16 protein-coding genes and 2 pseudogenes are annotated in these 13,347 nt (G+C 63.5%); 8 read left to right on the forward strand and 10 right to left on the reverse strand.

Annotation, left to right across the window (positions count from 1 at the left end; translation table 11 throughout):
• The 5 genes and pseudogenes from EOA32_RS22470 to EOA32_RS22490 form a co-directional block, all read right to left on the reverse strand.
• Nucleotides 1–354 (reverse strand): annotated as a pseudogene (locus EOA32_RS22470) (bifunctional folylpolyglutamate synthase/dihydrofolate synthase); the annotation flags it as partial.
• A 214-nt stretch (nt 355–568) separates the two neighbouring features.
• Nucleotides 569–1,495, reverse strand: coding sequence for an acetyl-CoA carboxylase, carboxyltransferase subunit beta (gene accD, locus EOA32_RS22475; RefSeq protein WP_067002939.1), 927 nt, complete (start codon nt 1,493–1,495; stop codon nt 569–571).
• 97 nt (nt 1,496–1,592) lie between these two features.
• Nucleotides 1,593–2,432 carry a tryptophan synthase subunit alpha gene (trpA, locus tag EOA32_RS22480; protein WP_128372925.1) on the reverse strand — a complete coding sequence of 280 codons (840 nt, stop codon included), beginning with the start codon at nt 2,430–2,432 and terminating at the stop codon, nt 1,593–1,595.
• A gap of 2 nt (nt 2,433–2,434) precedes the next feature.
• The gene (gene trpB / locus EOA32_RS22485) at nt 2,435–3,685 is read right to left on the reverse strand and encodes a tryptophan synthase subunit beta (RefSeq protein WP_095831871.1); all 1,251 of its coding nucleotides are present in this window, start codon (nt 3,683–3,685) and stop codon (nt 2,435–2,437) included.
• Between the two features lie 91 nt (nt 3,686–3,776).
• Nucleotides 3,777–4,436 (reverse strand): phosphoribosylanthranilate isomerase, encoded by a 660-nt coding sequence (locus tag EOA32_RS22490; RefSeq protein ID WP_128372928.1) that lies wholly within the window; start codon nt 4,434–4,436, stop codon nt 3,777–3,779.
• A 110-nt stretch (nt 4,437–4,546) separates the two neighbouring features.
• On the opposite strand from EOA32_RS22490, the gene EOA32_RS22495 reads away from it, so the two are divergent.
• Complete coding sequence (locus EOA32_RS22495) at nt 4,547–4,765, forward strand: hypothetical protein (RefSeq protein ID WP_067002948.1); 219 nt, start codon at nt 4,547–4,549, stop codon at nt 4,763–4,765.
• Between the two features lie 44 nt (nt 4,766–4,809).
• On the opposite strand, the gene EOA32_RS22500 is transcribed toward EOA32_RS22495, so the two are convergent.
• The 4 genes from EOA32_RS22500 to EOA32_RS22515 all read right to left on the reverse strand — a co-directional run bounded on the left by EOA32_RS22500 (nt 4,810) and on the right by EOA32_RS22515 (nt 8,201).
• Nucleotides 4,810–5,568 (reverse strand): M48 family metallopeptidase, encoded by a 759-nt coding sequence (locus EOA32_RS22500; protein ID WP_128372926.1) that lies wholly within the window; start codon nt 5,566–5,568, stop codon nt 4,810–4,812.
• 118 nt (nt 5,569–5,686) lie between these two features.
• Nucleotides 5,687–6,169: a DUF2852 domain-containing protein gene (locus tag EOA32_RS22505; RefSeq protein ID WP_095827287.1), complete on the reverse strand. Its 483-nt coding sequence runs from the start codon at nt 6,167–6,169 to the stop codon at nt 5,687–5,689.
• 116 nt (nt 6,170–6,285) lie between these two features.
• Entirely contained in the window at nt 6,286–7,428 is a 1,143-nt protein-coding gene (locus EOA32_RS22510) for a benzoate/H(+) symporter BenE family transporter (RefSeq protein ID WP_127247489.1), read from the reverse strand.
• A 2-nt stretch (nt 7,429–7,430) separates the two neighbouring features.
• Nucleotides 7,431–8,201 carry an alpha/beta hydrolase gene (locus tag EOA32_RS22515; RefSeq protein ID WP_128372927.1) on the reverse strand — a complete coding sequence of 257 codons (771 nt, stop codon included), beginning with the start codon at nt 8,199–8,201 and terminating at the stop codon, nt 7,431–7,433.
• Nucleotides 8,202–8,415: 214 nt separating this feature from the next.
• Between EOA32_RS22515 and infC the strand changes: the two genes are divergently transcribed.
• Nucleotides 8,416–8,952: a translation initiation factor IF-3 gene (gene infC, locus EOA32_RS22520; protein ID WP_067003282.1), complete on the forward strand. Its 537-nt coding sequence runs from the start codon at nt 8,416–8,418 to the stop codon at nt 8,950–8,952.
• Nucleotides 8,953–9,231: 279 nt separating this feature from the next.
• Nucleotides 9,232–9,879 carry an isoprenylcysteine carboxylmethyltransferase family protein gene (locus EOA32_RS22525; RefSeq protein WP_095776868.1) on the forward strand — a complete coding sequence of 216 codons (648 nt, stop codon included), beginning with the start codon at nt 9,232–9,234 and terminating at the stop codon, nt 9,877–9,879.
• 43 nt (nt 9,880–9,922) lie between these two features.
• On the opposite strand, the gene EOA32_RS22530 is transcribed toward EOA32_RS22525, so the two are convergent.
• Nucleotides 9,923–10,354 carry a hypothetical protein gene (locus EOA32_RS22530; RefSeq protein ID WP_095831868.1) on the reverse strand — a complete coding sequence of 144 codons (432 nt, stop codon included), beginning with the start codon at nt 10,352–10,354 and terminating at the stop codon, nt 9,923–9,925.
• A gap of 318 nt (nt 10,355–10,672) precedes the next feature.
• Here EOA32_RS22530 and rpmI point away from each other — a divergent pair, with 318 nt between their 5' ends.
• From rpmI to EOA32_RS22555, 5 genes and pseudogenes are all read left to right on the forward strand, one after another.
• The gene (gene rpmI / locus EOA32_RS22535) at nt 10,673–10,876 is read left to right on the forward strand and encodes a 50S ribosomal protein L35 (RefSeq protein ID WP_027166935.1); all 204 of its coding nucleotides are present in this window, start codon (nt 10,673–10,675) and stop codon (nt 10,874–10,876) included.
• Nucleotides 10,877–10,914: 38 nt separating this feature from the next.
• Nucleotides 10,915–11,316 carry a 50S ribosomal protein L20 gene (rplT, locus tag EOA32_RS22540; RefSeq protein WP_040968947.1) on the forward strand — a complete coding sequence of 134 codons (402 nt, stop codon included), beginning with the start codon at nt 10,915–10,917 and terminating at the stop codon, nt 11,314–11,316.
• A gap of 185 nt (nt 11,317–11,501) precedes the next feature.
• Entirely contained in the window at nt 11,502–12,554 is a 1,053-nt protein-coding gene (gene pheS, locus EOA32_RS22545) for a phenylalanine--tRNA ligase subunit alpha (RefSeq protein WP_245322440.1), read from the forward strand.
• A complete protein-coding gene (locus tag EOA32_RS22550; protein ID WP_095831867.1) occupies nt 12,551–12,991 on the forward strand; it encodes a GFA family protein in 441 nt (146 codons plus the stop codon). Before pheS ends, EOA32_RS22550 begins: the two co-directional genes overlap by 4 nt.
• A pseudogene (locus EOA32_RS22555) lies at nt 12,988–13,347 on the forward strand (phenylalanine--tRNA ligase subunit beta); the annotation flags it as partial. The gene EOA32_RS22550 and the pseudogene EOA32_RS22555, both read left to right, overlap by 4 nt.

Below are 13,347 nucleotides of genomic sequence, written 5' to 3' on the forward strand. Positions count from 1 at the left end.
CTTCTGGCCCTGATTGGCCTTGGCGACGCGCGCGATGGCCTCGGCAAAGACATCGTCGTCGACCAGCTTGCCGCCGCCCTCGGCGGCCAGCCGGTAGCGCTCGTGCCAGTTTACCAGGTGCGGCGAGGTGTGCACGTGGACGAGATGACCGGCCGCCTCCAGCAGCGCCCGCGAGAAGGCGGCGCAGGAGCCCTTGCCGTTGGTGCCGGCGATGTGGATGACCGGCGGCAGCCGGTCCTGCGGGTTGCCGAGACGCTCGAGCAGGCGGGCGATGCGGTCCAGCGAAAGGTCGAAACCTTTCGGATGAAGCGTCATCAGATGTTCGATTTCACGATCGGCGGCGAGCGTTGTCATGGCGGAATCCTAGAGCATTTGCGGCGAAAGAACAGGATCGCCTTCAATGCTTTTCGTTCGTGTGCAATTCCGGACGCAAAACCGCTACGCACTCTTGCTGGAATTGCTCTGGCGCATGAGCCCGAACCGGGATCGGTTTTGGAAGGGGATCATGCGCAAACGGCTACTGCGCAGCGCAGTTGGCGCAATCGCGTGGGCGGCAAACGATGTCGCGTCAGGCCTGCGGCCGGGATTCGGCGTTGACGACCGCCGGCGGCAGGATCTCAGGCTCCAATGGCGTCTCGGCCACTGGGGTCTTGAGCAGCATCTTCAACAGTCGTGCGATGGTCGAGCGCATCTCCAGACGCGAGACCACCATGTCGACCATGCCGTGTTCCATCAGATATTCGGCGCGCTGGAAGCCATCGGGGAGTTTCTCGCGGATCGTCTGCTCGATGACGCGCGGCCCGGCGAAGCCGATCAGCGCGCCGGGCTCGGCGATGTGAACGTCGCCCAGCATGGCATAGGACGCGGTCACGCCGCCGGTGGTCGGGTTGGTCAGCACGACGATATAGGGCAGACCGGCTTCCTTCAGCCGGTCGACGCCTACCGTGGTGCGCGGCAATTGCATTAGCGAGAGGATGCCTTCCTGCATGCGGGCGCCGCCCGAGGCGGCGAACAGGATCAGCGGCCGCCTGCGCTGCAAAGCGACCTCAAAGGCATGGACGATGGCTTCGCCCGCGGCCATGCCGAGCGAGCCGCCCATGAAGGCGAAATCCTGCACGGTAACCACCACCGGCAGGCCTTCGATGGTGCCGACTGCGTTAAGAATCGCGTCCTCGAGGCTTGTCTTGGCCTTCGCCTCTTTCAGCCGATCGGTGTAGCGCTTCTCATCGCGGAACTTCAGCGGATCCTGCACGACCTTGGGGTTTTCCAGGGTCTCGTATCTGCCGTCGTCGAAGAAGTATTTCAGCCGCTCCTTGGCCGAGATCTTCATGTGGTGGCCGGAAGACGGGATGACGAACTGGTTGGATTCGAGGTCCTTGTGGAAGATCATCTCGCCGGTCTCGGGATCCTTGATCCAGAGATTTTCCGGCATGTCGGTGCGCCGGCCGAGCATCGAATTGATCTTCGGTCGAACGTAGTTGGTGATCCAGTTCATCGCTTCGGCTCCTGTCCCGACGAAGAGACGTCCAGCAATTCCAGGAAAAGTGTGTGGCGGTTTTCCGTCCGGAATTGCGTAAAAACAAATAGTCAGACTATTCGGCGGCAGCAAGGCGGGCCGAGCGGACGCCCTGGGCAAGCCCGCTGACCAGCGTGGCGACCGCTTCGGCCGGATCGGCGGTCTTCTCGCCCTTGGGCCCGAGCACATTGGCGACCGCGTTGACAATCGCCGTGCCGACGACGACGCCGTCGGCGGAGGCGCCGATGGTACGCGCCTGCTCGGCGGTCTTGACGCCGAAGCCGACGCAGACCGGCAGCGCGGTGTGACCCTTGATCCGCTTGACCGCCGCCGACACCTTGGCAGTGTCGGCCAAGGCCGAGCCGGTGATGCCCGTCATCGACACGTAGTAGACGAAGCCGGAGGTGTTCTCGAGCACCTTCGGCAGGCGCTTGTCGTCGGTGGTCGGCGTCGCCAGGCGGATGAAATTGATGCCCGCCTTCAGCGCCGGAACGCAGAGCTCCTCGTCCATTTCCGGCGGCAGGTCGACAACGATCAGGCCGTCGATGCCGCTCGCCTTGGCGTCGGCCAGGAAGCGATCGACGCCGTAAATGTAGATCGGGTTGTAGTAGCCCATCAGCACGATCGGCGTTTCGTCGTCGCCGTCGCGGAATTCGGACGCCATCTTCAGCGTCTTGACCAACGTCTGGCCGCCTTTCAGCGCCCTGAGACCCGCCGCCTGAATGGCCGGGCCGTCGGCCATCGGATCGGAGAACGGCATGCCGAGCTCGATGACATCGCTGCCGGCGCCGGGAAGCGCCTTCATGATAGCGAGCGAAGTGTCGTAATCCGGATCGCCGCCCATGAAGTAGGTGACCAAAGCCGGACGGCCCTCGGATTTGAGCTTCGCCATGCGGCGGTCGATGCGGGTCGTCATTGTCAGATCTCCATGCCCAGCATCTTGGCCACCGTGTGCACGTCCTTGTCGCCGCGGCCGGACAGGTTGACGATGACGATCTGGTCCTTGTCCATTTTCGGCACGATCTTCATCGCATGCGCGATGGCGTGCGCAGATTCCAGCGCCGGGATGATGCCTTCGACGCGGGTCGTCAGTTGGAAGGCCTCCAGCGCCTCGTCGTCGAGGATCGGCTCATATTCGACGCGGCCCGAATCGCGCAGCCAGGCATGCTCGGGCCCGACGCCCGGATAATCGAGACCGGCCGAGATCGAATGGCCGTCGAGAATCTGGCCGTCCGCATTCTGCAAGAGATAGGTGCGATTGCCGTGCAGCACGCCCGGCGCGCCGGCATTCATCGAGGCGCAGTGCTCGACGCCGTCGAGGCCGCGACCGCCGGCCTCGATGCCGATGATGCGCACATCCTTGTCGTCGAGGAACGGGTGGAAAAGGCCAATGGCGTTGGAGCCGCCGCCGACGGCGGCGATGATGACGTCGGGCAGCCGGCCTTCCTGCTCCAGCATCTGGGCGCGCGCTTCCGTGCCGATCACCGACTGGAAGTCGCGCACCAGCTCCGGATAGGGATGCGGGCCGGCGGCGGTGCCGATCAGGTAATAGGTGTCCTCGACATTGGTGACCCAGTCACGCAGAGCTTCGTTCATGGCGTCCTTCAGCGTGCCGTGGCCGGCGGTGACCGGGCGCACCTCGGCGCCGAGCAGCTTCATGCGAAAGACGTTCGGGCTCTGGCGGGCGACGTCGGTGGCACCCATGTAAACCACGCAAGGATAGCCGAAGCGCGCAGCGACCGTGGCGGAAGCGACGCCATGCTGGCCGGCACCGGTCTCGGCGATGATGCGCTTCTTGCCCATGCGCTTGGCGAGCAGGATCTGGCCGAGGCAATTGTTGATCTTGTGCGAGCCGGTGTGGTTCAGGTCCTCGCGCTTGAAATAGACCTTGGCGCCGCCCCCGAGGCCCTTCGCCGAGGAAACCTCCCGAAGATGCCTTGTCAGGCCTTCGGCGAAATAGAGCTTGGACGGTCTACCGGCATAATGGGTCGAAAGGTTCTCCAGCTCCGCCTTGAACTCCGGATCATTCTTGGCCTTGTTCCACTGCTCTTCGAGATCGAGGATCAGCGGCATCAGCGTCTCGGCGACGAAGCGGCCGCCGAAAATGCCGAACATGCCCTGCTCGTCGGGCCCGGTGCGGAAGGAATTGGGCATAGCCGGCCTGTTCATCGCCGATCTCCTGAGTCTTTGCTTCTGAGCACGTCCTTATCGGAAAACCGGTTCCCACTTTTCCGGGACACGCTCGGGTTTGAAAACTTCCTCAGGCGGCGCGGTCGTCGCGCGCGGCCCTGACGGCCCGGAAAAACTGCTCGATCAGCGCCGGTTCCTTGACGCCCGGAGCGCTCTCCACGCCGGAGGAGATGTCTATCCCGGGCGGATTGGCCAGTCTGAGGGCATCGCCGACATTGGCGGCGTTGAGCCCTCCGGAAAGCATGTAATCGAGGCCGGCGTCAAGGCCGGCAAGGATGCGCCAGTCGAAGGCGACGCCATTGCCGCCAGGCAATTGCGATCCCTTGGGCGGCTTGGCGTCGAACATCAAGCGGTCGGCAACGCCGACATAGGGCTTTATCCGCTCGAGATCCGCGGCTTCGCTGACCGACAGCACCTTCATCACCGGCAGGCCGTAGCGGGTCTTGAGCTCGGCCACCTGCACCGGCGTTTCGGAACCATGCAGTTGCAGCATATCCGGCTGCATCCTCGCGACAATCTCGTCGAGAAGGGCATCATCCGCATCCACGGTGACGGCAACCGCCTTGGCCTTGCCGATGGCCGCCTGGCGCAGACGGCCAGCCTCGGCCGGATCGACGAAGCGGGGGCTTTTGGCAAAGAAGATGAAGCCGACATGGCTGGCCCCGCCGGCAAGCGCGGCGGCCATCGCGGTGTCGGTCTTCAATCCGCAGATCTTGATGTCGAGCGTCATGGCGCGGGATTGGCACGAAAAGCCGCAAGAGTCGAGAAAAAGCATGCCGTTGCCGGGCCGGCGGAAAGCGCTACCTTTCGAATAGGGACACAGGCGGGAGCAGGAAGATCATGACCGACAAGACCGTCGCCGAACTCAGACAGAAGATCGCGCAGGCGCGCGAGGTGATCGCGCATCTGATGGACAAGTCCGCTTTCAACGGCGCCGAGGCGCACCGGGCGCTCGACTATTTCGGCAGCGACGCGTTCGACCGGAATTTTCTGCCGTGGCCGCATGCGAGTGAGGAAGGGCTGCGGCCGGAGGAACTCAACGCGGCGAATGACGATTGAGCGGCTGCGGTGGGCCGCCAGCTATACGGGTGCCAGGGCGACGCCTACTCAAACACGATCGCCTGCAGCGCGCCGCCGTTGCGCTTCAGCCAGTCCTTGCAGCGATCGGTGTCGGGGCAGAGCTTTTCGCACAGCTTCCAGAATTTCGGTCCGTGGTTCATCTCTTTCAGATGCGCGACCTCATGCGCCACCAGGTAATTGATGACCGGCGGCGGCGCCATCATGATGCGCCACGAGAAGGACAGATTGCCCTCCGAGGTGCATGACCCCCAGCGGCTGGAGGTATCCTTGTAGCGGATCGCCTTGGCGCGCTTGCCGATCGCCTCGGTGTGCTTGACCACCAGCTTCTCGATCTCGCGCTTGGCCTCGCGTTTCAGATAATCGGCGATGCGGCGCGGCAGGTGGACACGCTCGCCATGGATGATGAGCAGCAGGCCGCGCTCGTCGCGCGCGATGGTGACGGTGCCGCGTTTCGCCGGCTCATGGACGATGCGGTGCGGCACGCCGCGGATCGGGATCTTGATGCCGGGCCGCACCTGCGGGCGCATCGGCACCTTGGCCAGGCGCTGCTCCAGCCAGTCCTGATGGCGGTCGAGGAACTTCTCCACCTCGCCGCGGCGCAAGCCGGGCGGCACGGTTATGCGCAGCCCCTGGCCGCCGGAATCGATACGCAGCGTCAACCGCCGGGCCCTCGCGCTCTCGACGATTTTGAGCGGCAGGGTGCGGCCGGCGACGCAATGCTCGCGCTCCACGACGGGCTTGGGTTCTGGCTTGGTCAGATTGCGAAAGAAGCCGAGGGTCATGGCCGGACGATACGCGATTCGAGAAAAACGACCAGTAGAGTGAGGCTACATGGAGAACAAAAAAGAAACGGCGCCGCTTGCGCGACGCCGCATGTCGGCCGAGCCTTATGATTGAGGCTCAGTCGTCAAGGAGGTTCGAGCCCTTGCCGCGCCTCGGCCCCGTCGCTCCGGTCGGACCACTGGTCGTGGTCGGCGCGGTCCGCTTGTTGCGCTCGGCCATGAAGCGGTCGAACTCTTCCTGGTCCTTGGCACGGCGCAGCTCGCGGGCATACTCGTCGAACTCGTTCAGCATCTCGTCGAGCTTGCGGCGCTCCTCGGCGAGGCGTTCGAGTTCCTTCTCGCGCCAGTCGTCGAAAGCGACGTTGCCGGTGCGGGACGAGCCATGGCCCCAGCGGGCCGCCTTTTCCGAGCCACGGCGGCAGCCGGCGAAGATGCCGTCGGTGGCGCGGTTGACATCGCGCTTGAAGCCTTCGAGCCGGTCGCCCCAGATGATGTAGGCAAGCATGGCGAAGCCCAGCGGCCAGAACACCATGAAGCCGATCACCATCAGCGCGATGGTCGCCGGCGTCCAGGCCGGACGGATCAATGCACTTGTGTTCATTTTCTCCCAATCCTTCCGTTGGAGACAGCCAAACCGGCTGCGTGGAATCGAAATGGGAAGGCGAAATCGGCGATTCAAGGCAAGTCCGGCCAAAACCGGCGAAAGGCCTGAAATGATTATCGCTTTTTGAGTTTCTCGAGGAAAAGCACTGCCATTCCGGCGACCAGCCCCCAAAAAGCCGCGCCGACGCCGAACAAGGTGAGCCCTGAGGCCGTCACCGCAAAGGTGAGCGTGGCCGGCATGCGCTCGCCCGCATCATGGAGCGCGATCGAGAGCGCGTTGGCTAAAGGCGCCATCAGCGCCAGGCCGGCGACCAGCACGATCAGGCTCTGCGGCAGGACGGCGAAGATCGCCACCAGCGAAGCGCCGAAGATGGCGAAGACCAGATAGGCGAGCGCATAGAACGGCCCCGTCTTCCAGCGCTCGGCGGGATCCGGATGGACATCCGGGCCGGTGCAGATCGCCGCGGAGATCGCCGCCAGATTGGTCGTCGAGGCGCCGAACGGCGCCGAGAGCAGCGAGAACAGCCCGGTGACGCCGATCAGCGGGCCAGGTTCCGGGTGGTAGCCGGCGGCTTTCAGCACCGCGAGACCGGAGAGGTTCTGCGAGGCCATGGTGACGAGGTAGAGCGGCAAGGCCAGGCCAATGATCGCCGAAACGGTGAACTGCGGCGCGATCAGCGTCAATGTCGACAATTCCGGCGCCGGCAGGCCGCCGACACGGCCGGTGAAGAAGGCAGCAAGGCCGCCGCCGATCAGCACGACAAGGACCGAAACCGCCGGGTTGAACAGCCGGATGACGAAGAAGGCGGCGATCAGCGGCAGGATTAGCCACGGATCGGCGGGAATGGCCTTGACCGCGTTGATGGCGAAGGCGACCAGAATGCCGGCCAGCATGCCGGACGCCACCGAGGCCGGAATCTGCGCGATCAGCCGGGTCAGCGGCTTGAACAGACCGGTGGCGATCAACAGGATGCCGGTGACGATGAAAGCGCCGACGGCTTGCGCCATGGTGAAGCCGCTGGAGGCCGCGATCAGCGCCAGGCCCGGCGTCGACCAGGCGGTGATGACCGGCATTTTCGTGCGCCAGGACAGCCACAGGCATTCGATGGCCATGGCCAGGCAGATGGCCGTCACTCCGCTCGCGGTCTCGATCTGAGTGGCGCCGATCGCCTTGGCGGCGGCAATGACGATGGCCAAAGTGCCGCCAAAGCCGACGATCGCCGCAACGAAGGCGGATATCGGGATTGAAATGCGCATGCTCATGAAACCCGCTGGACCAGGTCGCCGACGGCGCGGTTGAGCATGTCGAGATCCTCCGGGCGGGAGAGGCGATGATCGCCGTCGGGGATAAGCGACAGCGTGACGTCATCGGCCGGCAGCAGTGCGGCGAGCTTCAGCGCATGGCCGGAAGGCACGTCGGGATCGGCGAGACCCTGCAGGATATGCACCGGGCAATGAGTGTCGATCGGCCCGGTCATCACCCGGTTCGCGCGGCCGTCCTCGATCAGCGCGCGCGTGTAGATATAGGGCTCGGCGGAATAGTCGGACGGTTCCTCGAAAAATCCCTTTTTCGAAAGGTCGCGCTTCTGCGCCCTGGTCAGCACCGGCTCGATCAGCTCGACGGTGAAATCGGGCGCAGGCGCAAGCAGCACCAGGCCGGCGATGCGGCCGTCGCCTGCCTTGCGCAATTCCTGCACCATGCGCAGCGCAATCCACGCCCCCATCGAGGAGCCGACCAGGATCTGCTTGCCCTTGCAGAAGCGGCGAAAGACGGCGAGGCTCTCGGCCAGCCATTTCGAGATCGTGCCCTCGGCGAATTCGCCGCCCGATTCGCCGTGGCCGGAATAGTCGTGGCGCAGATAGGCGCGGCCTTCGCGGCTCGCCCAGGCCGACAGCGCCTCGGCCTTGGTGCCCAGCATGTCGGACTTGTAGCCGCCCAGCCAGACGATGCCCGGCGCTGAGCCCGGCCCCTGCCTGACAGCGATCTGCGTTCCGTTCACGTCGATGAAAACTGGTGCGCTGGCGTCCATGACCTCGTCCTTCCGGCCGGTCTTTTGGCACATCCGGCGGTTCGCGGAAAAGTGCTCGCACCTTTTCTTTGCTTGGTGCAGGCAATGGCAAGCTTTGAGGTGATTTCCTGGCGAGGCTGTGCTATTGACTCCGGCCGCGCGCTCACCACATAGGCGCGTCCAAGCGATTGAACTCAAAGAAACCCTGAACGAAACGGCCGAGGAGACCACGACCATTCGCAGACCTTTCAAAGCAGCGGCCCCGACCAAGGACGGTCCGCGCTCCAACCGAGACATCCGGGTGCCCCGGGTCCAGCTCATCGACGCAGAAGGCCACAACCGTGGCGAAGTTTCCATCAACGACGCGCTGCTGCTGGCCGAAGAGGCCGGGCTGGATCTCGTCGAGATATCGCCCAACGCGCAGCCGCCCGTCGTCAAGATCCTCGATCTCGGCAAGCTGAAATACGCCAACCAGAAGAAGGCGGCCGAGGCGCGCAAGAACCAGAAGGTCATCGAGATCAAGGAGATCAAGATGCGCCCGAACATCGACAGCCATGACTACGAAACCAAGATGAAGGCCGTGCGGCGCTTCTTCGAGGACGGCGACAAGGTCAAGTTGACGCTGCGTTTCCGCGGCCGCGAAATGGCGCATATGGAACTCGGCATGCAGCTCCTGAACAAGGTGCGCGAGGAAGTCGCGCCGATCGCCAAGGTCGAGGCCGAGCCGAAGCTCGAAGGCCGACAGATGATGATGGTGCTGGCGCCCCGCTGACGGTGCGCCTCACGTTTTCCTTTCCGTCCTGGAGCCATTCCGGCGCGATCGCCGCAAGCTGTCGCGCCGATCACGGTTTCGCGAGAGAGAATTGACCGGCCGGCGCTGCTTGGCGCTCCAAAATCCGCCTGAATTGCCGCGCAGGGCGACCCGACGATCGGCGGGGGCGCCTGTTTTTCTATCCGATCGCCGGCTCCTCGACGATCGAGCTCCTTGATCGCGAGCAAATCGACGATCGGGTTTCCCGATCGCGATCAAAACACGACGATCGGATTGGCCATGGTCGATGAAACAAAGATCCCGACCGACAACCAGATAGAAGGGTTGGGCGGCTACCAGTATATGCGCCGCATCGTGCTGGCGGTGCTCATCGTGGTGCTGTTTGCGGCACTCCTGTTCGGCCAGTCGACGTTCCCTCCCGAGACGCCCGTGCACGAGACGATCGAGATGTTCGGCGTGCTCCTGATCTTCCTGGGCATCGTCGGGCGCTTGTGGTCGACGCTCTACATCGGCGGCCGCAAATCCTCCGAAGTGGTCACCGGCGGGCCCTATTCGATCACCCGCAACCCGCTCTATCTGTTCTCGACCGTGGCGGCAGCCGGCGTTGGCGCGCAGATCGGCTCGTTTTCCGGCATCATCCTCTTCGCGGTCCTTTGCGCCGGCGCCTTCCACGTCGTCATCCTGCGCGAGGAGCGCTATCTCAAGGAAGTCCTCGGCGCTCCCTACAAAGCCTATCTGGCGCGCGTGCCTCGCTTCTTTCCGAAGCTTTCGCTCTACCAGGAAGGCGACACCGGCAGCTTCAAGCCGCGCCTGCTGTTGAACACGCTGCTCGACGGGCTGGTGTTCCTGGTGGCGCTGCCGGCCTTCGAACTGATCGACGGCGCGCAGCAGTCGGGGGTGCTGCCGGTGTGGTTCACGCTGCCCTGAACGGGACAGCGCGCCGCGGGGCGGGTAGTGTCTCAGTTTGAAATTAGGAATTGAGATCAGCAATCGGAGTCGCATAGACGACGATACCGTAACCCTCTTGGACCGCAGTCGCAGCTGCGTTTCGCAACGGTTCGTCGCTGATCGAAGAAATTTCGATTTCCAGCCTTTTCGAGCCTCTTACCTCGATCAGCTCCCATCCGCATTCGGCCAGAAACCGTGGTGATGATGAGAGTGCAGTCCCCAAGTCGTGGGCATTGATGTAGACCAAAAGTGCGTGGCGTTCCCCATCGGGATACTGGGTGTGCCTGTTCGCGCAGGCTATGATTTTCAATACGTGGATGCTCATTTGGCCTTTCGTACTTTTCCCGTAGGGACCGCGCTTGCCCGGCTTCGGAGCAACGGCGTCCATCTTCGCGCAATGGTCGTCCATCGACCAGAGCGTCTTGGACACGCCAGCGGCCATTGCCGGCGTCATCTTCAGCGTCTTGTGCTTTGCGGTAAGTACATAGGAGTTCGGCGCAGGCGATAACCCCTAGGCGGAAGCGCATATTTCAAACTGAGACACTACCGCAGGGCGTGAGGTGTTGCGCACGAGCCCTGTTTGATCTATAGGACCGCCGTTCTGCGTATCGGGCCGGAAATCATCTCTGATTTACGGAAAGCACGATACGCAGAGCAAAAACAAAAACCGCCCGGCAGGGCATGCCGTGGCGGTTTCATTTGCTTTTCGGGCTCTGGTCGGCCCGAAGCGAGAAAAGAAGCGCGATGGTGCGCCACATTACGGAGTAGCAAAATGCCCAAGATGAAGACCAAATCGGCCGCCAAGAAGCGGTTCAAGATTACCGCCACCGGCAAGGTGCTGTCGGCTGCCGCCGGCAAGCGCCACGGCATGATCAAGCGTTCCAACAAGTTCATTCGCGATGCCCGCGGCACGATGGTTCTGGCTGAACCGGACGGCAAGAAGGTCATCAAGAATTTTCTGCCGAACGGCCTTTAAGCATTCGGTCCGGAACAGCGTTTTAAGGAGATCATGACATGGCACGCGTAAAGAGAGGCGTCACCGCCCACGCCAAGCACAAGAAGGTCCTGAAAGCCGCCAAGGGCTTCTACGGCCGTCGCAAGAACACCATCCGCATCGCCAAGCAGGCGGTGGAAAAGTCGCTGCAGTACGCCTATCGCGACCGCAAGAACCGCAAGCGCTCGTTCCGCGCGCTGTGGATCCAGCGCATCAATGCAGCGGTGCACGAGCACGGCCTGACCTATGGCCGCTTCATCGACGGCCTCAACAAGGCCGGCATCGAGATCGACCGCAAGGTTCTTTCGGACATGGCCATCCACGAGCCGCAGGCTTTCGCAGCCCTTGTGGCCAAGGCCAAGGTGGCGCTCGAATATCTGAAGAACACCACGCCGAATGCTTTTGAGAGCGCTGTCGCCTAAGCCAGCGCTTCCCAAGCATTCGCTATTCTGATTTGGGGAACCCGCGCTGGCACGGCTGGCGCGGGTTTTTCTTATGCCTGATGCAACCAAATTGGTGACGCGCCGAACCCCGGTGGTTGCCCGATCGAGAGAGTTTCGCCGTGAACGCCACCGCTGGAAATCTTGAAACCCTTGAAGCTTCTTTGATGGCCGACATCGCGGCCGCGGCCGACGAGCAGGCGATCGAGGCTGTGCGCGTCTCGGCGCTGGGCAAGAAGGGCTCGGTCTCCGAGATGCTGAAAACGCTCGGCGCGATGAGCGCCGAGGAGCGGCAGGTCAAGGGCCCGGCGATCAATGGGCTGAAGAACCGCGTCACCGAGGCGCTGACGGCGCGCAAGTCGGAGCTGAAGGACGTGGCGATCGCGGCGCGGCTCGCCGCCGAGACGGTCGACGTCACGCTGCCGGTGCGCCAGTCGCCGGCCGAGCGCGGCCGCATCCATCCGATCAGCCAGGTGATCGACGAGATAGCGGCGATCTTTGGCGACCTCGGCTTCGCGATCGCCGAAGGTCCGGACATCGAGACCGACTATTACAATTTCACCGCGCTCAACTTCCCGGAAGGCCACCCGGCGCGCGAGATGCACGACACCTTCTTCTTCCAGCCGGACGAGAAGGGCGAACGCAAGCTTTTGCGCACGCACACCTCGCCCGTGCAGATCCGCACCATGGAGCAGCAGAAGCCGCCGATCCGCATCGTCATCCCCGGCAAGACCTACCGGCAGGATTCGGACGCAACGCACTCGCCGATGTTCCATCAGGTCGAGGGGCTGGTAATCGACAAGACCGCCAACATCGCCAACATGAAGTGGGTGCTGGAGGAATTCTGCAAGGCCTTCTTCGAAGTGCCGAGCGTCAAGATGCGCTTCCGGCCGTCCTTCTTTCCGTTCACCGAGCCCAGCCTCGAGGTCGACATCCAGTGCGACCGCTCGCGGCCGGGAGAAGTGCGCTTCGGCGAAGGCTCCGACTGGATGGAGATCCTGGGCTGCGGCATGGTGCATCCCAACGTGTTGCGTTACGGCGGGCTCGATCCCGACGAATACCAGGGCTTTGCCTGGGGCATGGGTATCGACCGCATCGCCATGCTGAAATACGGCATGCCGGACCTGCGCGCCTTCTTCGACGCCGACGTGCGCTGGCTCACGCATTACGGCTTCCGGCCGCTCGACATGCCGACGCTGTTCGGGGGCCTTTCCACATGACCGCTCCCCACACCGGGGGTTGCCGCTGCGGCGCGGTGCGGTTCGAGGCCTCGGCCGAGCCGCACCACATCAGCTATTGCCATTGCGGCGATTGCCGGCGCGCCAGCGGCGCGCCGGTGTCGGCCTTTATCGGCTTCACGGCCGACCAGATCGCGCTCGAAGGCAAGTCGCTGAAGAGCTACCGGAACGGCCCGGTGGCGCGCTCGTTCTGCGGCATTTGCGGCTCGCCGATCGCCTATAGCGACGAGCGGCTCGCCGGCCATATTTACTTCACGCTCGGCGCCATGGACATGCCTGCCTATTTCAGGCCGACGCTGCATGCACATGTGCGCGAGCAGCTGCCCTTCCTGCATATGCCCGATTCACTGCCGCGGCACCTCAAGACGAGCGTGGCTAGACCTGACGCGCAAAGCCCTTCCTACGGAACACAGTCATGAAATTCACCCTCTCCTGGCTCAAGGACCATCTCGAGACCGACGCCTCGCTTGCCGAAATCGTCGAGCGGCTGACGGCGATCGGCCTCGAAGTCGAACATGTCGACGACAAGGCGGGCCTAAAACCCTTTGTCATAGCCAAGGTGCTGACTGCCGTGCAGCATCCCGACGCCGACCGGCTGCGGGTGCTTACGGTCGATGCCGGCGACGGCAGGCCGCCGGTGCAGGTGGTGTGCGGGGCGCCCAACGCACGCGCCGGCCTTGTCGGCGCTTTTGCTGCGCCCGGCACCTATATTCCCGGCATCGACGTGACGCTTTCGGTCGGCAAGATTCGCGGCGTCGAGAGCCATGGCATGATG

The organism is Mesorhizobium sp. M1A.F.Ca.ET.072.01.1.1 (assembly GCF_004023325.1).
Lineage (GTDB): Bacteria > Pseudomonadota > Alphaproteobacteria > Rhizobiales > Rhizobiaceae > Mesorhizobium.